Genomic DNA, 22,840 nt, shown 5'->3' with positions numbered 1-22,840 from the left:
GCACCCGGTTCCGGAGGATCACGGGAACGACAGCACCGGCACGTCGTCCACCGGCCCCCGCTCCGCCGCCTCCGCCGCCACCAGCCGCGCGAACTGCTCGCCCGCCCGGCGGATGCGCACCGGCAGGGTGTCGGTGAGCGCGTCGCCCGTGCCGCCCCAGTCCTCCGACGCCGCGTAGACCGCCGTCGGGGCGACGATCGCCCGCAGATAGGCGAAGAGCGGTCGCAGCGCGTGCTCCAGCACCAGCGAGTGCCGGGCCGTGCCACCGGTCGCGCCGATCAGCACCGGCTTCCCGGTCAGCGCCTCCGGCTCGATCAGGTCGAAGAAGAACTTGAAGAGCCCGCTGTACGAGGCGGTGAAGACCGGGGTGACCGCGATCAGCCCGTCGGCCTCCGTCACCGCCTCGATGGCCTCGCTCAGCTCCGGCGAAGGGAACCCGGTCACCAGGTGGTTGGCGATGGGCACCGCCAGCTCCCGCAGCTCGACGACGCGGACCTCGACGTCCGTGCCGTCCGCCGCGAGAGTGCTCCGTACCGACTCGGTGAGCCGGTCGGCCAGCAGACGGGTCGACGACGGCACGCTCAGACCGGCGGAGACGGCCACCAGTTTCCGTGCGGTCATCGGGACGCCCCCTCTGCGGTCGGTACGGTGTTCCGCTCGGCGGTCGGTACGGTGTTCCGCTCGGCGTTCGGCGCCGTGCGGGCGGCGGTGACCGCCGGGTGGAGCGGTGCGGACTCCGGCACTCCGGCCGGCCGGAGTGCGGCGAACTCCTTGCGCAGCACCGGGATGACCTCCTCGCCGAGGATGTCGAGCTGCTCCAGCACCGTCGTGAGCGGCAGACCCGCGTGATCCACCAGGAACAGCTGCCGCTGGTAGTCGCCCACCGCCTCGCGGAACCCGAGGGTCCGCTCGATGACCTGCTGCGGGGTGCCCACGGTCAGCGGGGTCTGCTGGGTGAAGTCCTCCAGCGAGGGCCCGTGTCCGTACACCGGCGCGTTGTCGAAGTAGGGACGGAACCGCCTGACCGCCTCCTGGGAGTTCCTGTGCATGAACACCTGGCCGCCGAGACCGACGATCGCCTGTTCGGGGGTGCCGTGGCCGTAGTGCGCGTACCGCTTCCGGTACAGCTCGACCATCTTCTTGGTGTGGGACATGGGCCAGAAGATGTTGTTGTGGAAAAAGCCGTCACCGTAGTACGCGGCCTGCTCCGCGATCTCCGGGGAGCGGATCGAGCCGTGCCAGACGAACGGCGGTACGCCGTCCAGCGGGCGCGGCGTCGCGGTGAAGGACTGGAGCGGCGTGCGGAACTTGCCCTCCCAGTCCACCACGTCCTCCCGCCACAGCTTGTGGAGCAGGGCGTAGTTCTCGATCGCCAGCGGTATGCCCTGACGGATGTCCTGGCCGAACCACGGATAGACCGGCCCGGTGTTGCCCCGGCCCATCATCAGGTCCACCCGTCCGTCCGCCAGGTGCTGGAGGTAGGCGTAGTCCTCGGCGATCTTCACCGGGTCATTGGTGGTGATGAGGGTGGTGGAGGTGGACAGGATCAGGTTCTCGGTGCGGGCGGCGATGTGCCCGAGGAGGGTCGTGGGGGACGAGGGCACGAACGGCGGGTTGTGGTGCTCCCCGGTCGCGAAGACGTCCAGGCCGACCTCCTCCGCCTTGCGCGCGATGGCGACCGTCGCCTTGATCCGCTCGTGCTCGCTCGGCGTGCGCCCGTTGGTCGGGTCGGTGGTGACGTCGCCGACGGTGAAGATGCCGAACTGCATGAGGCTCACCTCTCGATGTCAGATTGGTTGAATGTTGAACCAAACCCTACAACGGGAGACCTCTTCTGGCTATTCCTCTGGCTGTTCCACACCCCGTCCGCGCTGGTCGGAGCAGCACCCCGGCCTCACAGCCCGGCGCCGCCGCCCCCGATCCGGGCGCCGCCGGGCCGCCGGAAGCCGCTCCCCGGGCCGGGGCCGGGCGGGCGGTGGCGGGCCCGGCCGGGGCGGCCACCACGGGACAGGGGTCAGGGCCCGGCGGCGCCGGGGAAGAGCCGGCGGAAGGCATCGGCGGAGTCCGAGCCCGACCGCCCGAAGGGGGCGTCGAAGTCCCAGACCAGGAAGAGCAGGAACGCGATCAGCGCACTGAACAGCCCGGCGAGCAGCAGCTCGCGGAAGCTGCGCCCCATGCGCATGGTGAAGATCAGGCCCACGGTCACCAGGGCCCCGATGAACAGCCCGAACCACACCACCGCCGGCAGGGTCGACCCCGCGCTCTCGGCGCGGGCGTTGCGGGCGTCGTCGACGACGGCGAGCTGATCGAGGACGGGCTGATAGGCATGGGCCTCCAGCTCGTTCGCGGGCGCGCGCCGGGAGAAGTCCTTCCGCAGCTCCTGGATCAGCCGCGTGCCCCGCTCGGGCAGCTCCCGGCCGTCCACCATCCTCGGCCACTCCTTCTCCACGACATGGGACACATAGGTGTCGATGTCCTGGCGGAGCCGCTCCCGCACCGCGGGCGGGTAGACCTCGGCGCGCTGGGTGACCTCGTGGAGGGCCTGGGCCTCCCGCCGCACATCGTCCTGCGCGGCGCTGCGCGCCTCCCACACGCCCGCGATGGCGAGGCCGAGGACGATGGCGTAGACCACGCCGACCATCATCGTCATGTACTCCAGGACATCGGGGATCTCGACCTCGCGGGCCTCCCTCTCGGAGTCGTCGTCCCCGTCCCCCGCAGGGTCCGCCGCGCGTCTGCGCTGGCTGAGGAGGACGACGGTGAGTACGACGGCGCATGCGGCGGCCATCACGATGGCCAGGACCAGCCATTCGGACATGGTGATCTCCGTGTCTGCTCTGTACGGCTCGGATCGTGCGTGTGTACGCGTGCTCGGGTGACGGGCGGTACGGAGGGCCGTGCTCAGCCGCGCCGGCGCCGGGGGCGCAGGAGGGCGGCGGCGAGGACGGCCGGGACCGTGGTGACCAGGACCAGGACGACCAGGGGGAACCCCTCGGTCTCGGGTCCGGCTACCGGAGCGCGGTTCCGTGCGGGTTCGACCCGCTGGGGCGCCGGTGCCGTGGGCGCCGGGGCGGGTGCCGGGCCGGCGGAGGGCGCGGTGGTGGCCCGGGACGCCCTGGTGGTGCTCGGTGCCGGGGACGGCGGGACGGCGGCCGGGGTCTGCGCGGCCTGCTCGGGCACCGCCGGGGACACCGACACCTCGGGGGCGGGCGCGGGGGAGGTGGCCGGGGCGGAGGGCGATGGCGAGGCCGACGTGGGTGTGGGTGTGGGTGTGGGCGTCGGAGTCGGGGTTGGTGTGGCTGTGGGCGTGGGAGTCGGTGTGGGCGTCGGCGTCGGCGTTGGTGTCGGTGTCGGTGTCGGGGTTGGAGTCGGCGTGGGCGTGGGAGTGGGTGTCGGAGTCGGGGTCGGGGTCGGGCAGGGGGGCGGGGTGGTCGGGGGCGGACAGTGCCGCAGCACCTGGACCGACACGGACACGTCCACGGACACCGGCCGCGGCCCCTGGACGGCGACGGAGGCCGAGGCGCACACCGTCCCGGGCACCGACACATACGTCGACACCGTGAAGGGGAACGGTTCCGCGGGACGGCCGCCGGTCCGTGCCTCTCCACCGCCGCCCGGCACGGGCGCCGACACCGCCGGACGGACCGGTCTCTCCGGGACCCCCGCCGAGGGGGCGGACCACCCCACTCCGTGCGACCCCAGGACCGCCGCGACTCCCAGTGCGCTCAGCTGCTCAAATCCCGCCACATTCGCACGGTAGGACGCAGGCGGCGCACGGAGGTCAACTATCACCCGAAGAGGTGAATAAGACGCTTGTCTGATTCCATGACTCCGGAGTGGGGAGGTAAAGGCGTTGGCCTGCGACGACGCCAACTCGCCCCCGGCACGCGCCCGTCGGTACCGCCCCGGTCGGTTCGTTCGGAATGTGACCGGAAATCTCCGGGATGATCAGCAGCCCGCAGCCCGCAGCCCGCAGCCCGCAGCCCGCAGCCCGCAGCCCGCAGCCGCGCCGAGCGAGGCGGGACGCGCGCCTCGGGGACGGCTCAGACGTAGACGACCCGGACGACCGACACCGTCAGAACGGTGGCGCTCACGTAGTAGCGCACCACCACCCCCGCCACCGTCGCCTCCCGGCGGTCGTGGTCCCCCTTGATGGGCGTCGAGCCGTGTCCGTACGGGGCCGCCGCGAGATGGTGCATCGCCGCGTCGAAGCGGGCCCTCAGGGCGGTGCCCATGGCGTGGCGCGAGTGGTCGGCCGGTGGTGCGTACTGGATGCGGCAGCGGTTCACGCCACCCCCGGCCCGGCGGTGTCGGCCGGGACGGCGCCGATGTTCTCGCCACGGGCGAGCCGGTCGAACAGCTCGGTGTCCTCCGCGTCGGCGGGGGTGACCGCCAGCGCCCAGCGGACCAGGGCCGAGGGCAGATCGGCGACGGGCAGATGCTCGATCTCCCGCTCGAAGTCCGCCGCGCGGTCCGCGCTCATGACGGCGCGGATCGCGGCACGGATCGCGGCGATCGTGCCCGGGAGTTCGACCAGTTCGCCACCGATGCTCGTCTTGAGCGTGGCGTCCATGGCTGCCTCCCGTTGTCGTCCGTCCACGGTAAGCCGCGCACCGGGACGGAGTACACCGGGGTGCGGCGATCCAGGGGCCGTGAGACGGTCGCCGAGTGATCGAATCCCTGCTCTCGGCCTTCCCGTTCCCCTTGGTCGCGGCCTTCTCGGCCGTCGCGCTGCTGCTCGTCGCCACCTCCGCGCTGCGTCTGTCCAGCGCGGGGCGGACCGACCCCTCCGACGAGGCGCGCTCCCTCACCCTCGCGCTCTACGGCTGCCTGGTCGCGCTGCTGACGCTCGGCCTCTTCGTGACCCTCCTTTAGAGGGCGCGGGAGATGGGCCGTTCAGAGCCAGCCGTTGCGGCGGAAACTGCGGTGGATCGCCACGCAGGCCGTCACCATGACGCCGATGACCAGCGGATATCCATAGGTCCAGCGCAGCTCCGGCATATGGTCGAAGTTCATTCCGTAGACACCGCAGACCATGGTCGGCACGGCGACGATCGCGGCCCACGCCGTGATCTTCCGCATGTCCTCGTTCTGGGCGACGGTCACCTGTGCCAGATGGGCCTGGAGGATCGAGTCCAGGAGGGATTGGTACCCGCCTATCTGCTCACTCAGCCGGGCGAGATGGTCGACCACATCGCGGAAGTACGGCTGGATGTCGGGACCGACCGGCGGCTGGGGCGCGGTGGCCAGTGACCACATCGGCCGCTCCAGGGGCGCCACGGCCCGTTTCAGCTCCAGCAACTCCCGCTTGAGCAGATAGATCCGGCCCGCGTCCGCCTGGCGCGCGTGCTCGCTGAAGACCGCGCTCTCCACATCGTCCACATCGTGGCGGACGGCGTCGGCGACGGCGAGATAGTCGTCCACGACCTGGTCGGCGATGGCGTGCAGCACGGCGGCCGGGCCCTTGGCGAGCTGGTCCGGGTCGTCCTCCAGGGCTTCGCGCAGCGGCCCGAGCGAGCCGTGCCGGCCGTGCCGGATGGTGATCACGAAGTCGGCCCCGGTGAAGATCATCAGCTCGCTGGTGTCCACCACCTCGCTCTCCGGGGTGAACTGCTGGTACTCGTGTCCGACATAGCGGCAGGTCTTGAGGACGGTGAACAGGACCCCGCCCCTGCCCTGCCCGTACCGCTGCACCTTCGGGCGCTGGTGCGCCTGCACGGCGTCCTCGACCGCCAGCGGGTGCAGTCCGAACAGCTCGGCGAAGACGGCGAACTGGAGCTCGGTCGGCTCGTGGAGGCCGATCCACACGAACCCCCTGCCGCGCCCCCGCACTCGGCGCAGGGCGTCCTCCGCGCTGTCGCCGCAGGGCTGCCGCACCCCGTCCTCGTACACCACGCAGTTGACGACCGTGCTGCCGAGCGGGGAGCGGGCCGGGTGGCTGAGATCGACGGTGGGGCGGTGGGCGCGGCGCATCACTCGGCGCAGCTTGTGGATCATCGGCACGGGCGGCTCCTTCGGCGGACCGTGCGTCAGTGTGACACCGCCGGGGCGCGGACGGTGGTCTTCCGGGGCCGGACATCCACCCGCCGCCGGCCTGGCGCGGCCGGTGCGCGGGGCGGTGCGGGGCCGGTCCGGGGCCGGTCCGCGGCTGTGCGCGGCCGTGCGCGGCTCAGCGGTCGTCGAGGAGGTACCGCTCGAACTCCGCCCGCCGGTCGATCACATGGGCCGCGTCCGCCAGATACTGGCGATCGTGCCCCTCGGCGATGTGCCGGGCGAAGGCCGCGTTCCCCTCCGCCGCCCGCGCGCGCGTGAACTCCACCAGGGCGCGCAGCCGTTCGGCGACGGTGTCCACCAGACGGTGCCGTCCCGCGCCGTCGAGCCCGTAGCGGTCGCAGAAGAGCCGGGCCCGGAGCGCCTGCTCCCGCGCCGTGCCGAAGCCGTCCGGGTTGCCGGGCGCGGTGAGCGGGGCCCAGCGGTGGACGGCGTACGCGATGTCCCACAGCCGGGGGCCGGGGTGGGCGGCGTCGAAGTCGATGATCCCGGTGACCCGGGTGCCGTCCAGCACACAGTTGTGGGGCGCGTAGTCGCCGTGGCAGATGACCTCGACGGGCGCGCGGGCGGGCAGCATCCACCCCGTGGCGTGGTCGCGCCGGGCGTAGCCGACCGTGCTGTCGTGGTACGCGCGCAGCAGCCGAGCCGCACTCTCCAGCGCCGCCCGGGAGGCGGCGGCGGGGGTCGGCGGATAGTCGCTGACCTCGCCCGGCAGAAAGTCCAGGATCTCGTACCCGTCGCCGGTCACCTCGTGGACGGCGGGCGCCGCGGTGAAGCCCTGCTCCCGGATGTGCCGGAGCAGACCGTGGACGAGCGGGGACCACGGGCCGGTGGGCCGGCGCACCCGCGCACCGATCCGCAGGACCTCGTTGACCCCGCCGGACAGGACTTCGCGATCGTCCATCCCCACCCCTTTGCTGTTCGCTGTTGGTAAACCTCCCCATCATCACCCGTTCAGATGCTTTCGCTCCAGGAGTTGGGAGATGATAAAGCCGATCACCGCGCAGATGACGATCAGTGGCATCTGGCTGTGGGCGTCCTGGCCCATCAGCAGGACGGTGAGGACCGAGCTGGTGACCGGAAGACGGGTCACCACCGCCGCTGCCGTGGCCATCCCGAGTGCGAGGGCGGGGGCGGCGCCGAGCCCCGGCAGCCCCGCGCACGCCACTCCGGCCGCCGCGCCCAGCAGCACCGCGGGGAAGATCGGACCGCCGCGCAGCGAGCCCAGACAGATCCCCCAGGCGAGACCTTTGCAGATCACCAGCGCGATCAGCGCGGCGACCGGCCAGGCGTGCGGATCGGCCGCGAGCGTGCCCAGCGTCGCCTGCCCGGAGAGCGCGGCCTCGGCCGGGGAGCGCCCGGTGATCAGGGCGTACGCGGCGATGGCGACGCCGACGGCGCAGGCGGCGGCGACCGTGCGGAGGGCTCTGCCGCCGCGCTCCGCCCAGCCGGCGGTCAGATGGCCGAGCCGGTGGGCGGTGCTCACGACCACGGCGATCAGTACGGCGGCGGGGACACCCCACAGGAAGTCGCCCGCGTCGGGGTTGACGTTCGGGGGTACGGAAGGGAGTTCGAGGGCGCCGATGGACAGGCCCGTCCACTCGCCGAAGCCGGTGAAGACCAGCGCGCCGACACCGCTGGCCAGCAGGCAGGGCAGCAGCAACAGGGCGAGCCGCGGCCCGGCGAGCCCGGCGGCCTCCACGATCATCACGGCGGCGACCAGCGGGCCGCCGAGGATGGTGGAGATGGCGGTGGTCGACCCCGTGGTGCCGAGGACCATGGCCGCCCGGGGGTCGGCGGCGCGCCGCGCGGGGCGCACGGCGAGCAGGGCCAGCCCGCTGCCGAGCGCCATCAGCGGTGCCTCGGGCCCGAGGACCACCCCCAGCGGGAGGGTCGCGAGCGCCGCGAACACCACCCCGGGCAGCGCGCTCGGCCCCAGCGGGGGGCCGCCGAGCCCCTGTACGGGCACATGCCCGCCGCCGCCCGGGAGCCGGGTGACGACCGGGGCGAGCAGCAGCCCGGCCAGCAGCAGCGCGGGGAGGGGCCACCACCAGGGGGGCTGGTCGTAGCCGGCGGCGCGGGGGAGGGAGTGCCAGACGCCGTGCTGGAAGGTGTGCTGGAGGCTGACGAAGAAGAAGCAGGCGAGGGCGATGGGGATGCCGAGGAGGGCGGAGAGCAGGAGGAGACGGGCGTAGCCGCGGCTGCGGAGGGTGTCGCTGAGGGAGGTCTCCGCCGGGGCGGTGGGGGTGCCGGCGGTGCCGGCGGCCTTCGTGGTCCGGGTGTCCGGCGGGCCTGTCGCGCCGGGCGCGCCCGGTGTGTCCGGTGTGTTTGGTGTGTTTGGACTGTTCGGTGTGTTCGGTCCGCTTGGCTCCGCTCCGTCGTCCGTGGCGCTCATACGGGACCCCGTGGCGGGGTCGTTCCGCGGGCACCCGGTGTACGCATGCCTTCATGCAAGGTGAGCGGCGGCCGGAGTGCGCGGGGGCGGGCCCGAACGGGTGAGCCGGGCGGGGCGGGCCCGCCCGGATGCCACCCGTATGCCGCCCGTGGCTCGCCGCCCGGGCCCGTCCCGCTTTGGCTGGACGCATGGCGATGGCGTCGGACGCACCGAACGGGCCGCACGGGCCACACCGGCCACAGGGTTCGCACGGGCCGAACGGACCGAACGGGCCGCGAGGTCCGGCGGACGCGTCGGGCCCCGGAGCCGGAGGCCCGCACAACGGGGGCGGCGGGGACGAGTTGGACGGGCTCCGGGCGCGGGTCGCCGCGCTGGAGAGCCGGACGGCGCCGGACCGGCGGCACCACCGGGTGCGCTCCTTCCTCTCGGCCCTGCTGATCGTCATCGGCTGTGTGCTGGCGCCGCTGAGCGCGGTCGCCGTCTGGACCGCCGAGGAGGTCGGCGACACCGACCGCTATGTCGCCACGGTCGCCCCGCTCGCCTCGGACCCCGATGTCCGCGCGGCGGCGGCGGACCGGGCCACCGACGCCGTCATGGACCACATCGACCTCACCTCCCTCCTGGAGGGAGTGGCCCCGGCGGACCGGCCGCGCCTGGCCAAGGCGCTGGGGCGGGCGGGGGACGCGCTGGAGAGCGCGCTGAGGAGCTTCGTCCACGACAAGGCGGAGGCGGTGGTGTCGTCCGACACCTTCCGGCGTCTGTGGACCGAGGCCAACCGCAGGGCGCACGACACCGTGGACAAGGCGCTGACCGGCAGCGGCGGGGGTGCGGTCAGGCTGACCGACAACGCGGTGGAGATCGATCTCGGGCCGGTCGTCGACCAGGTGAAGCAGCGTCTGGTGGCGGACGGACTCACGGTCGCCGGGAAGATCCCCGAGGTCCACACCTCGTTCGTGGTCGCGCGCTCCGACGACATCGGCGAACTCAGGACGGGCTTCCGGCTGCTCCAGCTCGCCGGCGTCTGGCTCCCCGTACTGGCCCTGCTGCTCCTCGTCGCGGGCGTACTCCTCGCGGTCCGCCGCCGCCGTGCCGTGGTGGCCGCCGCGCTCGGTGCCGCCTTCGCCACCGCGCTGCTGGGACTGGCCCTGACGGCCTTCCGGGGGATCTATCTCGACCGCCTCCCGTCCGGTGTCTCGCAGCCGGCCGCCGAGGCGGTCTACGACACATTCGTCCGCTTTCTGCGGGCCACGGTACGGATGGTGGTCACCCTCGGTGTGGTGCTGGCCCTCGCGGCCTGGCTCACGGGCCCCGGCCGGCACGCCGTGCGGGTACGCGGACTGTGGCGCTCCGGAATCGTCGCCGTACGGGGTGTGGCCGACCGCGCGGGTCTGCGCACCGGCCCCGTGGGGCCGTGGCTGCGGCGGTGGCGGCGCTGGGTGGTGTGGGTGCTGGTGGCGGGCGCGGTCCTCGCGTATCTGCTGTGGAGCCACCCCACGGGGTGGGTGGTGGTGGGGCTGGCGCTGGCGCTGGTCATCGCGGTGGCGGTGGTGGACTTCCTGGCGGCGGAGGGCGGTGTATCCGGTGAATCCCCGGATACACCGGATACACCGGATTCTGTGCGATCCGCGGAATCCGGGAATTCACCCGAACGGCCGTATCCGGATGGCGGCGGGAGGGGCGCGGACTGACGCTCGAATCCATGTCCCGTCCGCGTTGGGCGCACGGGTCAAGGAAGGGAGGTCCCATGAGCCACGCATCACAGCAGCCGGCCGGGACTCCGCCACCGAAGGCCTCGCGGGGCCCGGAGACGGGCCACAACAGCGGCTGGGCGGTGGGAGGGGTCGTCTTCGCGGGAATCCTGTTGCTCTGCAACGGGGTGCTCGCGATCCTCCAGGGCATCGCGGCGATCGGCACGGACGATGTCTACGGCCGGGTGGGCGAGTACGTCTACCGGATCAACCTCACCGGGTGGGGCTGGATTCACCTCATTCTCGGGGTGTGTCTGGTGGTCGTCGGCTACGGGATCTTGAAGAACATGGCCTGGGGCCGGTACGCGGGCATCTTCTTCGCGTCGATCAGCCTGATCGCGCAGTTCCTGTTCCTGCCGTATCTGCCCATCTGGTCGGTGATCATGATCGCGATCGATGTGTTCATCATCTGGGCGCTCTCGGCCTACCACCCGGAGGGGCAGGGCCGCAGCGACCTGATCTGACCGCCGGCTCCACACCGACACCGACCCGGGCCCGTGCGGCCCGGGTCGGTGTCAGTGCCCCGGGTCGGCGTCGTGGGTATGACTGATCACGGGGACGGGATCGTCGTCCGCCCGGCCGTACGGGCCGATGCCGGTGGCCTGGTCGCGTGCGGTGCCGCGCTCTTCGCGGAGGACGCGGGCACGAGGGACCCGAGCGGGAATGCGCGGTGGCCGGCGGAGCATGCGCTGACGCTGCGGGCGGAGCTGTGAGCGGACGGGGCTGTCCGGCGCCTTCACGAAGCACCCGGGCACACGGGTGCCCCGGGGCACGGGATGCCCGGATGGAAGCGCTGGGGGCAGCACACCACGGAGAGGGAGACGAGGTGCTGGGTCCGGGTGTAGTGGACCCAGACGACATCGGTGCCGCGCGGGAGGGCGTCCCGGGCGTGGGCGAGCTTGATGTCGACCCCGGGGTAGCGCCCGTGGGGCGGGTGCGCGGCGTGGATCTCCGCCAGCCAGGCGAGGGCCTGCGAAAGTGCGGACCAGGTGCGGTCGGGGGTGGTCTGGCCGGTGCGCAGAAGCCAGTGACCGGTCTGCATCGGGGGCAGGGGAGAGGCGATGAAGGCACGGGTGTGCGGGTCTTCGGGGTGGCTGCCGGGGCGCCGCAGGGCCTCCTGCGCGTAGGTGTCCCGGGAGCCGGTCCAGGGGCCGTATCCGTGCCAGTGGCCTGACCAGTTCAACGCTCAGCCTTTCCGGGGGTGGGGCAGGGCCGTGCCCTCGCAAGGGATGCGGCCCTGCCGGGGCAAAGGTCAGGCCCCGAGGGTGAGCCCTTGGCGCTTGGCCCAGCCGAGGGCGAAGGTGTCGAGTTCGTCGGCGGTGAAGCGCAGTTCGTGGCCGGCGCCCTCGGGCTTGCTGTCGCGGACGGCGAACCCGGCGGCGAATCCGGGGATCGTGGCGATCTCGACGCAGGTCTCGTGCTCGCCGCCGAGGTTGCCGCCGCAGAAGTTCTCGAACCGGGTCTCTTCGACGGGAACGCTGTAGATGCCGTGCATGGGGGTGTCCCTCCAGGTGCGTGGAGACGCTGTCTCCGTGTGGTGGTGCGGGTGAGCCCGCCCCGGCCGTCGGAAAGCGGGGAGCGAGGGCCGGGACGGGGGCTGTGTGTCCGGAGCCCCGGCCTCAGGAGGCGGGAGCGCGGAGGCTGTTCCCGGCGGTGAAGTGCTGCCAGATCATGTGTTCCAGCTCGGCGACGCAGGGGGCGCAGCCGTATATGGGGGCGTGCAGGCCCTCGGTCGTGGCGGGCCCGATCCAGAGCACCGGGATGCCGGTGCGGCGGCAGTAGAGCCAGCACATGCCCCGCACCCAAGCGCGCCCGCTGTTCGCCATGGCGGCGGTCATGGGGAGACCCCCCGTTCGGGGGTGCTGAAGGTGCAGGTGATGACCTTGCCGGTGGCGGTGAGGGTGGTCTCCCAGTGGTCGGTGAGCGCGTCGACGAGAAGCAGCCCGCGTCCTGCCTCGGCGATACCTGAAGGCCGCCTCAAGGCCGGCGTGGCCGTGACGGTGTCAGTGACGCTCACCACCAGTAGCTGATCGGCGAGTTGGACATGCAGCTCGCAGATCCCCTCCGCATGCTCTTGGACGTTGGCCAGCAGCTCGCTGACGACCAGGGTCACGTCATCGGACAGAGCTGCGAGGTTCCACTGCAGAAGCCTCTGTATGACGGTATGGCGAATTCCGCTGATCTCCGCGGGCTCCACGGCCAGACAGAGGTTCAGGCTGCGGACCAATTGGGCTTCTGAGGCGGACGCCATGGCTCCTCCGCTGGCCAAGCCGCTTCTGGCTTGGCACAGGTGGGGTCTCGTGGTCACAGAATTGTGGACTGGCAGAGCCGAGTCGCATGCAGGCGATCTTTGCAACGAGCTCGGTTCAGATCCACCGTCAGAACGTCCGCATATCTGCGCAGTTGATGCGGCAGTTTGGGCAGAGTGGCGTCACAGTTGAGTCATACTCTGCGAATCACCGCCCGGCGGCCCCCTTCGGGCCGATGTGGCCCTAGGGTCGTTACATCGTGCCTGAACACTGGACAGGGGGAACGATGGCCACTCTTCTCCGGGTCTTGATTGACCAGCAGGGCTGGAACAACTACCGCTCCTTCGCTCACCAGTTTCGTCTGGCTGCCCGCAGCCTGGCTCAAGAGAGTGGTGAAGGCGCTCTGGCCACGCTCACGCTCTCGGAGAGCACATTTGAGCGCTGGTACTTCGGGAAGGTGACTCCGCAGAATGATGCGCGAAGGGTTTTGGCGCACCTTTTTGAGCGGCCCTCTGCGCAACTCCTCTCCGATGCTCCATCGCCCTCCGCTGGCCCCTCTGGGTTCAGTGGATACTTCGAATTCGGTGCATCGATCAATGATTCCTGCGCTGGTCGAGGTGAGGACGTTGGCCGACTGGGAAGGCAGGTAGTGATGGTCGCACGGCGTGCCATGGATTTTGCTATGGGGGCAGAGCACGGCGAGGTCGGGCAAGAGACGTTGGATCACCTGTGGAGTGAGGTGCGCCGCCTTGCTTCCATCCATCTCAGAGTTCCTGTGGGGGCCGTCCTGGATGACCTCGCCTATATCCAGAACTCGACTTTTCGTCTTCTGGAGAGCGGGCGGGTCAGACCATCACAGGTCCGAGACCTCTACTTGCTCGCCTCATTCCAGTCCGCGATGCTGGCAAAAGCTGGTCACGATCTCGCCGATCCCCAGTCGGCGATGATGCAGGCCCGGGCCGCAGCGGTATGCGCGGATCAAGCCGAACATCAGACGATGAGGGCCTGGGTTCGAGGTCTTCAGGCCGCGATCTCGTACTGGGACGAGCGTCCCTATGACGCATTGCACTATGCCCAGTTGGGTGCATCGGTCGGCGAGGGCCTCCGCGGCACTCTTATGGTGTGGCTTGCCTCCCAGGAGGCGCGTGCCGCAGCTCTTCTGGGGGATGCTGAGACCGTCCACAGGGCCAACCGTCGAGCACAGGATTTGCGCGCCAGTACATCTCTGGATGATCTGGATTCGCTTGGGGGAACATTTTACTTTCCTCAGGCAAGGCAGGACTACTTCAGCGTAGAGGCGAGCGTGCTACTCGGGGACGGTGGAACAGGTGCCGTGCGACGTGCAGAGGCTGCGGTGCAAGGTCTGGCGGAAGCCAGCGAGGGCTACTCGGGATTTGGGGCCGCAGCAGGATCGCAGTGTGCTCTGACCCTCGCTCGACTCCAGGTGGGTGATCTGGAAGGGGCGGCTGAGGCGATTCGCCCGGTGCTCGATCTTCCCACCAGTCACAGGATTGCCGGCGTCGTCGGTTCGGTGAAGCGGGTGCAGGACTCACTCAGGCGCGGGCTGTGCCGTGATGCAGTTGCCGCAAGGGAGTTGCGTGAGGAAATCGCGGAGTTCGGGAGCCATGCCGCTCTGGGGCCAGAACATTAAGGAAATCAGGAGGTGACGGTCATGTATCCCATTGCGTCGGAAGGACGCCGTGTCGCACTCCGTGAACTGTCCGCAGATGATCTGGGCGATCTGCAGATGATCTATGGGAGTGCGGCAACGACGGAGCATCTGAGTTTCACCGTCCGCTCACGGCAGGAAGTGGAGGGCATTCTTGAGGCCTCCATCGCTTCGGCAGCTGCTGCCCCACGGCAGGAGTATGTGCTGGGTGTGGTTGAGCATGGGAGTGAAGCCCTTATTGGAGTTGCTCGTCTTGCGCTTGATCCGCATCAGCAGCGTGCAGCCACCATTGGTGGCGCGCTTCGTGAGGATGCATGGGGTGCAGGGCGAGGCAGGGAGATGGGCGGTTTGCTATTGACGCTCGCCTTCGATGGGCTGGATCTTCATCGGGTCTGGGCTGCGCGATCTCCGCGAAACTCCATGGCGCGGAGCACGCTCCTGGCCATGGGCTTTACGGAAGAGGGAAGGATTCGCGGGCACGTAAATGTGCGTGGACAGTGGCGTGACTCGATCGTCTACGGGATTCTGCGTGAAGAGTGGGACCGTCATCTGGAAGGACGCGAAGGGGAGCAGAGGGTGCAGCAGTCAGAGGGCGCGCGGCTTTTTCGTGAAGCATGGATCGCCGGTGTGCACCGGCACTTCCCCGGGGAGCCGAAACCCGGGTACGTGACCCCCTGGGAGGACACACCGGAGTGGGAGCGCGAGGCCGCCGGTGCCGTGTACGAGCAGGTGCGGCAGTTCGTCGAGGTCAGCGGTGGGCACGCGGGGAGGCTGTCGCGGGAGCAGAAGGGACGGTTTGTCGCGACCTGCTGGATCGCGCAGATGTACCGGCACTTCGAGGACCCGAAGCCGGGGTACGTCGCGGACTGGCCGGAGCTTCCCGACTGGCAGCGGGAGACCGACTCGGACATCTTCGAGGCGATCGAGCGGAGCTAGCGGCACGGGCCCCCGGGGGTACCCCGGGGCGCGGCGCGGGACGCTGCTCGTGCTGCCCGGGGGTCCCGGCGGGTCGGGGGTGCAGCGGCTGGGGCAGAGGGGGCCGCCCTGCGACAGGAGTTGGGCGGGGCGTACGACATCGTGAGCCTGGACCCGAGGCGTCGGGAGGAGCACCACGGCCCGGTGCGGGCTCCCCGGCGAGGTCCGGGACCTGCTCGCGCCGCGGCCCTTCCCCGGCGCGGACGGGGACATCTCCGAGAACGCCGCACGGGCCCGGCGCACCGCCGAGGCATGTCCGCGCGACGGCGGCGACGAACTGCTCAGCTTCACCTCCGCCAACGAGGTCCGGGACATCGAGCGGTTCCGGCGGGCCCTCGGGGCGGAGAAGCTCTCGGCCCGGGGGAACTCCTGCGGCTCGTACATCGGCGCCCTGTACGCGCAGAAGCACCCGCACCGCACCGACCGCTGGGTCCTGGACAGCTCCGGGGACCCCGACCCGCGCCGGGTGGAACGGGGCCGGCCGGCGAACTTCGCCCCCGGCGCCGAGGACCGCTTCCCGGACTTCGCCCGCTGGGCCGCCGACCCGGCGCGCGACCGGGAGGGGCTCGGGCTCGCCGGCCGTCCGGAGGACGTACGCGGCCTGGTGCTCGGCCTCGCCTCCGGGCTGGACCGGACACAGCGGGAGACCACGACCCCGGGGAAGCCGCTCAGCGGCAACCGGCTGCTGCTGGCCGTGCAGGACGGGCTCTTCAACGACCGCGCCTTGCCCTAGCTCGCGCGGCTGATCCGGGACGCCCGGGACCCGGCGGCCACCCCGGTGCCGCCCGCCGCGCTCGCCGGCGAGTCGACACAGGAACAGGCGGCCGTCCTCATCGGCGTCATCTGCAATGACGTCCGCCGGCCGGCCTCGGTCGAGGCGCACCAGCGGAAGGTCGACGCCGACCGGGCGCGCCATCCCCTCACGCGCGGGATGCCCGTCAACATCACGCCCTGCTCCTTGGGCCCGGATCGTCACCGCCGGCCAGGGCGGGCACGGGGTCTGTCTGAATCTGGGCAACGCCTGCGCCGACCGTGCGGTCACCGGCTTCCTGACCACGGGCGAGCGGCCCGCCCGCGACACCCACTGCGCCGGCTGACCCGCACCGGCGGCGACGACCCGCTCAGGACGGCTTCCTCAGCAGCTCCACCAGGCTGGAGAAGCTGTCCTCGGCGTGCCCGGCCGCCATCCCCCGCCGGAACACCTCCAGCAGGGTGCCCGTCAGGGCGTTGTCCACCCCGGCGTCCGCCAGTGTGTCCAGGACGTGCTCCACACTCGCCGCGCCCATCGCCAGCCGGTCCACGTCCCCGGCGTGGTTCCCCGCGTCGACCCGCTCCGCGTAGAAGCGGAGGAAGGCGGGCATCCCGCCCATGGTGTCCTCGGCGTGCGGCAGGACATCCGCCGCCGTCAGCCCGTTCGCGCCGGCCAGTGCGATGGCCTGCCAGTAGCTCAGCATCGAGGTCCAGAACATCACCATCCCGATCTGGTACATCAGCGCCGCGAGTCCGGGGTCCTCGCCCCGGTGGTCCGCGCGGGTCAGCGACTCCAGGGCGGGACGGTGGCGTTCGAAGGCGTCGCGCGGGCCGCTGTAGAAGGTGGTCGAATCGGGCCGGCCGATCCCGGACGGCGGGGAGTTGACGCCGCCCGCGATCATCACGGCGCCGTGCCCGGCGATCCACCGGGCCCCCGCCCGGGTCTTCTCCGGGGTGTCGGAGCTGAGGTTGACCACCGTCCGTCCGGCCAGCGCCCCGGCCGCCGGCTCCAGGAGTCCGTACATGGCGTCGTAGTCGGTGAGGCTCAGGATCACCAGCTCGTTCGCGGCGAGCGCGTCCGCCACGCTCGCCGCGCGGACCGCGCCGCGCTCGACCAGCTCGTCCGCCCGCGAGGCGGTGCGGTTCCAGAGGGTGACCTCATGGCCCCGGTCGAGCAGCACGGCGGCCATGGCCCGGCCCATGGGGCCGAGTCCGATGAGGGTGAGGGGCTGCCGGGGGCCGGACACCGGGGCGTCCGCCGGGGTGTGCGCAGGATTCTCCACAAGGACCTCCACGAGCTCAAGGACTAAAACGAACGCTCTAATTAGCGGTGCGGGCATGACTCTAGCACCTGTGTGGAACGATCGCTCTAGTGGAAGTGGGGGAGGGTTGTCCACAGGGTGTGGACAGATATCCGGCCGCGCCACCCCGGCTCGGAGGCCCGCCGCCCCGCGCCCGCCACCCCGGCCCCGAGGCTCCGAGCCCCCGAGGCTCCGAGCCCCCGAGGCTCCGAGCCCCCGAGCCCCGGGGACCCCGACCCCCCGGCCCCCTCTCAACTCCCCCTGATCGCCGCCTCCACCCCCGCCAGCCGCTCCGCCACCAGCCCCAGCCCGCCCCCGCCGCCCAGCGCCCGCGCCCGCAGATACCCGGCCTTCACCTCGGCCCAGCGCGCCGCCCCCGCCTCGCCCAGTGTGCCGCGCAGCTCCGCCAGTTTGAGGAGATTGGACTCCGTGCCGCTGGTCAGTGTCTGCGCCTCACCCGCGTAGTGGTCCTCGATCACCGCCGCCACCTCGGCCTCGTTCATCGCCGGGTCGAGCCGCTGCACGATCTTGTTCATGTTCCGGTACGAGCCCTGGAGCCGGAACGGCGGTTCGGTGCGCGTCTCATCGGTCCGGGCGGCGGACGCGATGTACGCCGCGTTGACGGCGAGTACGGTCGTACGCGCCGTCAACGCGTGCCGCAGCAGCGCCAGCACCCCCTCCAACTCCGCCGGGACGTACGCGTGTACGAGCCGGTCCCGGCGGGCCGCCGGATCGCCCGAGGCCAGCCGGACCAGCAGGGAGAGATCGGCCCGGTCCCGGCCCGCGAGCGGGGCCAGCACCGGATGGGACGTCAGCGCGTTCTCGACGAAGCTCAGCGCGAAGGCGTCCTCCTTGCCCGTGAGCACCTCGCCCAGATTCCATACATCGGCCCGGTTGGCCAGCATGTCGGGGACGCGGAAACGCTCCCCCGACTCCGTGTACGGATTCGCCGCCATACAGACCGCGAACCGCTTTCCCCGCAGGTCACGGCCGTTCAGTGTGCGGGTGGCGTCGCAGAGCGGAATGAACTTCTGGAGCAGTTCCGGCGAGGTGTGCTGGATGTCGTCCAGATAGAGCAGCACATTGGTGCCCGCCTCCAGCGCGAAGGCGATCCGCTCGACCTCCCGGCGCGCGGCGGAGTCCGGTGCCCGCTCCGGGTCGAGCGAGGTGGTGGCCGAACCGAGCGCCGGGCCGTCCACCTTGACCAGGAGCAGCCCGAGGCGGTCGGCGACGTACTCCATGAGCGTGGTCTTGCCGTAACCCGGCGGTGAGACGAGCAGCAGCAGCCCCGCGCTGTCGGTGCGCCGGGCGTCGCCCGCCGCGCCGAGCTGCCGGGCCAGGCTGTCGCCGACGAGCGGCAGATACACCTCGTCCACCAACTGGTTCCGCACGAAGGAGGACATGACCCGGGGGCGGTACTCGTCCAGCCGCAGCCGCTGCCGCCCCTCGGCGACCAGGGTGCCGCGCAGTTTCCGGTACGCGCGGAAGCCGGGGACGCCCTGGGCGGCGAAGCCGGCGGTACGGGTGAGGAACTCGTCGAGCCGCACGGGGAGCACCCCTCCCCGGCCGATCCTCGGATGGCTCCCCAGCAGCCCGGTGACCGTACCGCTCAGCGGTGCCTCCACCTCGTGGCGGACCAGGCCGGCGCAGAGTTCGATCGCCACCGCCTCGGCGAGGTCGCCGGGGTCGGCCGACTCGCCGGACGACGCGGCGCAGGAGACCAGCCAGCCCTCGATCAGCCGGTGCGCCCCCAGCGGGTCGTCGGCTTCGAGCAGCGCCCGGACATCGGCGGCGTAGGGGGATGCGTGCCCCGGGGTGCTCCCCCGGCTCCCCGTGGCCCGCCGGAACGTGTCCAGGAACAGCCGGGCGGGCGCACCCGTCGCGAACGACACGGCGGACACGGCGGAGACGGCGGAGACGGCGGACACGGGGGACACGGGGGACACCGGGGCCCCTTGGGGCTCCCGAGGCACCGCGCACCCCAGCTCCTCCACCAGATACCCCGCCGCCACCCCCGCGTCCGGCGCCGCCCCCACCGCACCCGCCGTGCGCGCCCGCGCCATCGCCTCGGCGATCTCCGCGCGCAGCACCTCCAGCGCCGGAGCCGTGCCGAAGAGCGAACGCGCCCGTGTCAGCGACACGGCGTGGCGCCGCCAGCGCTCCCGCTCGTCCTCCGCGGTCCCGTACGCCCAGAAGAGCTGCGCCGCCGCCCGCGCCCCCGCCGGGTACCGCAGCAGCCCCGCCCCCGCGCGCAACCGCAGCAGGACCCGGAGGATCGCGGCCGTGTCGTGGTCGTGGACCCCCCGCTCGTACCCCTCGTCGTACGCCGCCTCCGCCGCCCGCCGCACCAGGTGCTCCAGCTCCTCCGGCGCCGCGCCCGCCGCCTCCGGGAGCAGCCGGGCCGCCAGGTGCTCCGCCCGGTACACCTCGGCGGACTCCGACGGCAGGGTCCGGCCCCAGTACGGCCGGGTCGCCCCGAACTCCGCCCCGGTGACCGGCGACCGCAGATCCGTGCCGGTCAGCGCGAGCGCCATCCCGTCCCCGTGCGGTACGAGGGTCAGCTCCGCCGGCCGCGTGGTGACGGCGAACCGGTGGCGCCCCAGTCGGATGGTGCCGCCGTCGTCCGTGAACAGCTCCCGGCGGTCCCGCAGCGCCCGCGCGGCCTCCTGGCGCGCCGCCTTGAGCCGGCCCTCCAGCTCCTCCGCCCGCACCCGGTCGCCCAGCGCGCGCAGTTCGTCCCCGGTGGCCCGGACGCGCACCACCATCGGATCGGAGGCGAAGTAGGTGTGCACCGCGTCCGTGCTCTCCAGCGTCGCGGCCCGGCGCGCGATCGCGGCGAGCACCCGCTCCGCCGCGTCCGCGAGCCGCCCGGCCTGCCGCGCGCGCTCGTCCTGGAGGGTCTGGCGCCGCGCCGCGAACGCCTCGTACACCTCGGCACGCCGCTCGCCGATCGCGGCGAGGAAGGTGTCGTGCCCGGCGAACCGGGTCTCCAGGTTCTCCAGTTGGAGCAGGAGCGAGGCGAGCTGGGAGTCGCAGCTCTCGGGGGTGCCGGCGCCGTCCAGCGCCGCCGTCACCGACTGGCCCAGCAGGGCGGACTCGGCCGCGAAGGACGCCCGGCCCTCCTGGTCGAGCAGCTCCCGGCGGCGCGCGGTGAGCCCGGCGCGGGCCCGGTTGATCCCGGTGAGGACCTCGGCGATCCGCTCCAGGACCGCCGTGCGCACGGTCGTGTCGGCGATGTCGAGACCGGCGACGACCTCGCTCAGCGCCCGCAGCCCGGCGGTCCGCTCGGTCAGCCGCTCCCCGAGCCGCCCGGCGTCCGCGGCGGTCGCCACCGCCTCCGCGCCGGCGGCGAAGCGCTCGGTCTCGGTGTGGTGGGCCGCGAAGGCGTCCGCGCGCCCGAGGAAGGCCACCGCGCGCCGGCCGGTCGACGCGATGCCGTCGCCGATGTCCCGGCCGAGGGTGTCGAGCGCCTCCAGGTCCGCGTACCGCATCTCCCGCAGCGTCAGCAGCCGCCCCTGCTCCGCGCGCAGTTCGGTGATCCGCGCGATCCACTCCTCCGCCGCCGCCGGTGCCTCGCCCCGGACGCGGCGCACGAGCCGGGCGACACGCCGGTCCGCCTCGGCGAGCGCTTCGGCGGCCCGCCGGGTCAGCGTCTGCACGGTGGCGAACTCCTCCAGCACCCGCGCCGCCGTCGCCCGCACCTCCTCCAGCGGGGTGCGCAGATCTCCGGCGTCCGGGTCACCGAGCCAGGGGTAGCGGTCGGCGGCGCGGACACAGGCGGCGGCCAGCGTCTCGTACACCTGGGCCGTGGCGGTGGTCTCCGTGGCCTGGCGGGCGATGGCCAGCGTGTCGGAGACCGCCCGCACCAGGTCGGCGTTCCCGATCCGGGAGAGGGGGCCGCCCGGGTCGGGGACGGGGTGCGTGTCGGAGACGAACGGGGTGCTCCACACCTGGGTGCGGTGCGCGGTGGCGGGGCCCTCGCCCGGCTCGGGGGCGCGGAGCACGGCGAGGGTGCCGTCGTCGAAGAGGGCGTGGCCGAGGCAGGGCAGCGGGCTCGCGATCTCCTTGCGGATGGTGTTGTACGGGAGGAGCAGGGTGCGGGTGGGGGAGCGGAAGACGAAGAGCACGTCCTCGCCGCCCGGGGAGCGCACCGTCCGCTCGAACTCCAGCGGTGCCCCGGGGTGTTCGGGGGCGGCGCCGTCGAAGGTCCGCACCGTGTCGGTCGCGGCGAGGCAGTAGCCGCCGGGGAAGACGATCCCCTCGTCCCCGGGGAGCCGGCGCGCGGCCTGGCCGATGGCGTCGAGCCGGGTCACCGACGAGGTGAGGGTGTTGACGACCAGATGGCGGAGGGTGGTCTCGTTGTACGGCCGCACCCGCAGCAGCAGCAGCGCGCCGACCCGCGCGTACGCCACCTCCGCGTCGGCGAGCGACTGGAGCGGCTCGTCCACCGGCTCCTGGTGGAGGGGGCCGGCGGAGTCCGGGGCACCGGCCGCCCTCAGGGTGAGGGAGCCGCCGGCCGTGGAGAGCAGCAGCTCCCCCTCGATGGAGAGGTGCGGATGGCGGCCGGGGACCCGGCCCGGGACATGGCTGTCCCGGGTGGTCCCGGTCCAGTCGAAGTCGTACGGCGCCGGGAGGGCGTGATCCCGCTCGCCCCGGGCGTCCAGGAACCGGACCCGGCCGTTCCCGGTCTCCCAGCGCAGCACCCGGATGTCCTTCTCGCCGGTGAGGAGGACGGCGAGCAGCCGGTCGCCGACCGTACGGAGCCGGAGCAGCCGGGCGCCCCGGTAGTAGCGGCGGAGGGCGTCGAACTCGGCGGTGAACGCCGGGTCGTCGAGCAGCCCCGGGACGGCGTCCTCCGGGAGCCGGTTCAGCTCCTGGTCGTGGAGGGCGAGGACGTCGCCGGCCTCGGTGCGGGCGGTGAGCCCCCCGGGCGGGTCGTACGCGAAGAGCAGCCGGCCCCCGACGGCGGCGAGGTCGCGCGGGAGCGCGGGGGCGGGGGTGCGCAGGGTGCCGGTGCCGGTGAGGGTGAGCCCGGTGGAGCCGAAGGCGCCGGCACGGGCGGTGTTGAGCGCCTCGGCGCGCCGGGCCAGCTCGGCGGCGCGCTGGTGGAGGCGGTCGCGCAGCAGCTCATAGGTCCCGGCGTCGATCCCGCCACCGGGCCCGCCGGGACCGTCACCGGGGCCGGGGCCACCGGCACCCGGGCGGCCCCCGACAGCCGGGCCGCTGCCGGGTCCACCGGCACCCGGGCGGCCACCGGGGCGGCTGGGGCCGTCACCGAGGCCGGGCCCCGGACCGCCACCGGGACCACGGCCCGGACCGCCACGGACAGCCGGACCGCCACCGGCACCCGGGCCGTCACCGAGGCCGGGTCCGCCGGGGCCACCGGCACCCGGGCCGCCACCGGCAACCTGACCGCCGCCGGCGCCCCGGCCCGTGCCGGGACCACGCCCCGGACCGCCGGGGCCCGGGGCCGCCCCGGGGTCCCACGACCCGGCACCGCCGCTGACGGCCTCCGCGCCCGTCGTCCCGGTGGGCCCGCCCGGGCCCGTCCCCGCCGCCCGGGCGGAGCCGTCCGCTCCGGGCTCCCCCGCCGTCCTGTCCGTCTTCGTGTTCATGCCCGGTTCCATATGGTCCAGCTCCCTGAAGGTACGTACGAACCGCGGCTGCCGCCCCCCGCGCGGCAGCCGCGGAACTTGCGGGAG

The 22,840-nt window shown here is 72.6% G+C and carries 21 protein-coding genes and 2 pseudogenes; 8 read left to right on the top strand and 15 right to left on the bottom strand.

The window, feature by feature from the left end; genetic code table 11:
- Positions 1-18: 18 nt before the first annotated feature.
- The 6 genes from ABT122_RS25040 to ABT122_RS25015 form a co-directional block, all read right to left on the bottom strand.
- Positions 19-621 (bottom strand): FMN reductase, encoded by a 603-nt coding sequence (locus tag ABT122_RS25040; RefSeq protein WP_351556414.1) that lies wholly within the window; start codon positions 619-621, stop codon positions 19-21.
- A complete protein-coding gene (locus ABT122_RS25035; protein ID WP_351556411.1) occupies positions 618-1,769 on the bottom strand; it encodes an LLM class flavin-dependent oxidoreductase in 1,152 nt (383 codons plus the stop codon). The genes ABT122_RS25040 and ABT122_RS25035 overlap by 4 nt, the downstream gene beginning before the upstream one ends.
- Positions 1,770-2,014: 245 nt before the next feature.
- The gene (locus tag ABT122_RS25030) at positions 2,015-2,818 is read right to left on the bottom strand and encodes a bestrophin-like domain (protein ID WP_351556408.1); all 804 of its coding nucleotides are present in this window, start codon (positions 2,816-2,818) and stop codon (positions 2,015-2,017) included.
- 83 nt (positions 2,819-2,901) lie between these two features.
- Positions 2,902-3,192, bottom strand: a complete 291-nt coding sequence (locus ABT122_RS25025; RefSeq protein ID WP_351556405.1) for a hypothetical protein — start codon at positions 3,190-3,192, stop codon at positions 2,902-2,904.
- Positions 3,193-4,043: 851 nt separating this feature from the next.
- On the bottom strand, positions 4,044-4,235 hold the full coding sequence (locus tag ABT122_RS25020; RefSeq protein ID WP_351556445.1) for a hypothetical protein: 192 nt from the start codon (positions 4,233-4,235) through the stop codon (positions 4,044-4,046).
- Positions 4,236-4,285: 50 nt separating this feature from the next.
- Positions 4,286-4,573: a hypothetical protein gene (locus tag ABT122_RS25015; protein WP_351556402.1), complete on the bottom strand. Its 288-nt coding sequence runs from the start codon at positions 4,571-4,573 to the stop codon at positions 4,286-4,288.
- Between the two features lie 95 nt (positions 4,574-4,668).
- On the opposite strand from ABT122_RS25015, the gene ABT122_RS25010 reads away from it, so the two are divergent.
- Positions 4,669-4,875: a hypothetical protein gene (locus ABT122_RS25010; protein ID WP_351556400.1), complete on the top strand. Its 207-nt coding sequence runs from the start codon at positions 4,669-4,671 to the stop codon at positions 4,873-4,875.
- A gap of 21 nt (positions 4,876-4,896) precedes the next feature.
- On the opposite strand, the gene ABT122_RS25005 is transcribed toward ABT122_RS25010, so the two are convergent.
- From ABT122_RS25005 to ABT122_RS24995, 3 genes are all read right to left on the bottom strand, one after another.
- Complete coding sequence (locus ABT122_RS25005; protein ID WP_351556442.1) at positions 4,897-5,997, bottom strand: magnesium and cobalt transport protein CorA; 1,101 nt, start codon at positions 5,995-5,997, stop codon at positions 4,897-4,899.
- Between the two features lie 172 nt (positions 5,998-6,169).
- Positions 6,170-6,955: an aminoglycoside phosphotransferase family protein gene (locus tag ABT122_RS25000; RefSeq protein ID WP_351556397.1), complete on the bottom strand. Its 786-nt coding sequence runs from the start codon at positions 6,953-6,955 to the stop codon at positions 6,170-6,172.
- Between the two features lie 42 nt (positions 6,956-6,997).
- Positions 6,998-8,446 (bottom strand): chloride channel protein, encoded by a 1,449-nt coding sequence (locus tag ABT122_RS24995; protein ID WP_351556394.1) that lies wholly within the window; start codon positions 8,444-8,446, stop codon positions 6,998-7,000.
- Between the two features lie 194 nt (positions 8,447-8,640).
- Between ABT122_RS24995 and ABT122_RS24990 the strand changes: the two genes are divergently transcribed.
- The 3 genes from ABT122_RS24990 (at position 8,641) to ABT122_RS24980 (ending at position 10,907) form a co-directional block, all read left to right on the top strand.
- Positions 8,641-10,134, top strand: a complete 1,494-nt coding sequence (locus tag ABT122_RS24990) for a hypothetical protein (RefSeq protein WP_502976199.1) — start codon at positions 8,641-8,643, stop codon at positions 10,132-10,134.
- A 56-nt stretch (positions 10,135-10,190) separates the two neighbouring features.
- Positions 10,191-10,658, top strand: a complete 468-nt coding sequence (locus ABT122_RS24985) for a DUF7144 family membrane protein (RefSeq protein WP_351556388.1) — start codon at positions 10,191-10,193, stop codon at positions 10,656-10,658.
- 78 nt (positions 10,659-10,736) lie between these two features.
- Positions 10,737-10,907: a hypothetical protein gene (locus ABT122_RS24980; RefSeq protein ID WP_351556385.1), complete on the top strand. Its 171-nt coding sequence runs from the start codon at positions 10,737-10,739 to the stop codon at positions 10,905-10,907.
- 23 nt (positions 10,908-10,930) lie between these two features.
- On the opposite strand, the gene ABT122_RS24975 is transcribed toward ABT122_RS24980, so the two are convergent.
- The 4 genes from ABT122_RS24975 to ABT122_RS24960 form a co-directional block, all read right to left on the bottom strand.
- Positions 10,931-11,377, bottom strand: a complete 447-nt coding sequence (locus tag ABT122_RS24975; protein WP_351556382.1) for a hypothetical protein — start codon at positions 11,375-11,377, stop codon at positions 10,931-10,933.
- Positions 11,378-11,446: 69 nt separating this feature from the next.
- Entirely contained in the window at positions 11,447-11,689 is a 243-nt protein-coding gene (locus ABT122_RS24970) for a DUF397 domain-containing protein (RefSeq protein WP_351556379.1), read from the bottom strand.
- A gap of 124 nt (positions 11,690-11,813) precedes the next feature.
- The gene (locus ABT122_RS24965; RefSeq protein ID WP_351556376.1) at positions 11,814-12,032 is read right to left on the bottom strand and encodes a hypothetical protein; all 219 of its coding nucleotides are present in this window, start codon (positions 12,030-12,032) and stop codon (positions 11,814-11,816) included.
- Positions 12,029-12,445 carry an ATP-binding protein gene (locus ABT122_RS24960; RefSeq protein WP_351556373.1) on the bottom strand — a complete coding sequence of 139 codons (417 nt, stop codon included), beginning with the start codon at positions 12,443-12,445 and terminating at the stop codon, positions 12,029-12,031. Before ABT122_RS24960 ends, ABT122_RS24965 begins: the two co-directional genes overlap by 4 nt.
- A 284-nt stretch (positions 12,446-12,729) precedes the next feature.
- On the opposite strand from ABT122_RS24960, the gene ABT122_RS24955 reads away from it, so the two are divergent.
- The 4 genes and pseudogenes from ABT122_RS24955 to ABT122_RS24940 all read left to right on the top strand — a co-directional run bounded on the left by ABT122_RS24955 (position 12,730) and on the right by ABT122_RS24940 (position 16,184).
- Entirely contained in the window at positions 12,730-14,094 is a 1,365-nt protein-coding gene (locus ABT122_RS24955) for an NsdA family TPR-like regulatory protein (protein ID WP_351556370.1), read from the top strand.
- Positions 14,095-14,115: 21 nt separating this feature from the next.
- Positions 14,116-14,556, top strand: a pseudogene (locus tag ABT122_RS24950) (GNAT family N-acetyltransferase); the annotation flags it as partial.
- A 132-nt stretch (positions 14,557-14,688) separates the two neighbouring features.
- The gene (locus ABT122_RS24945) at positions 14,689-15,048 is read left to right on the top strand and encodes a hypothetical protein (protein ID WP_351556440.1); all 360 of its coding nucleotides are present in this window, start codon (positions 14,689-14,691) and stop codon (positions 15,046-15,048) included.
- A 43-nt stretch (positions 15,049-15,091) separates the two neighbouring features.
- Positions 15,092-16,184 (top strand): annotated as a pseudogene (locus ABT122_RS24940) (alpha/beta fold hydrolase).
- Between the two features lie 24 nt (positions 16,185-16,208).
- On the opposite strand, the gene ABT122_RS24935 reads toward ABT122_RS24940, so the two are convergent.
- Both ABT122_RS24935 and ABT122_RS24930 read right to left on the bottom strand, forming a co-directional pair.
- Positions 16,209-17,084 (bottom strand): NAD(P)-dependent oxidoreductase, encoded by an 876-nt coding sequence (locus tag ABT122_RS24935; RefSeq protein ID WP_351556437.1) that lies wholly within the window; start codon positions 17,082-17,084, stop codon positions 16,209-16,211.
- Positions 17,085-17,389: 305 nt separating this feature from the next.
- Positions 17,390-22,753 (bottom strand): DNA repair ATPase, encoded by a 5,364-nt coding sequence (locus ABT122_RS24930; RefSeq protein ID WP_351556367.1) that lies wholly within the window; start codon positions 22,751-22,753, stop codon positions 17,390-17,392.
- Positions 22,754-22,840 lie beyond the last annotated feature (87 nt).

Origin of the sequence: Streptomyces sp. NPDC001985, assembly GCF_040296845.1 — a bacterium.
In the GTDB taxonomy this organism is placed as follows: Bacteria; Actinomycetota; Actinomycetes; order Streptomycetales; family Streptomycetaceae; genus Streptomyces.
This window is presented reverse-complemented; position numbering and strand designations above follow the sequence as displayed.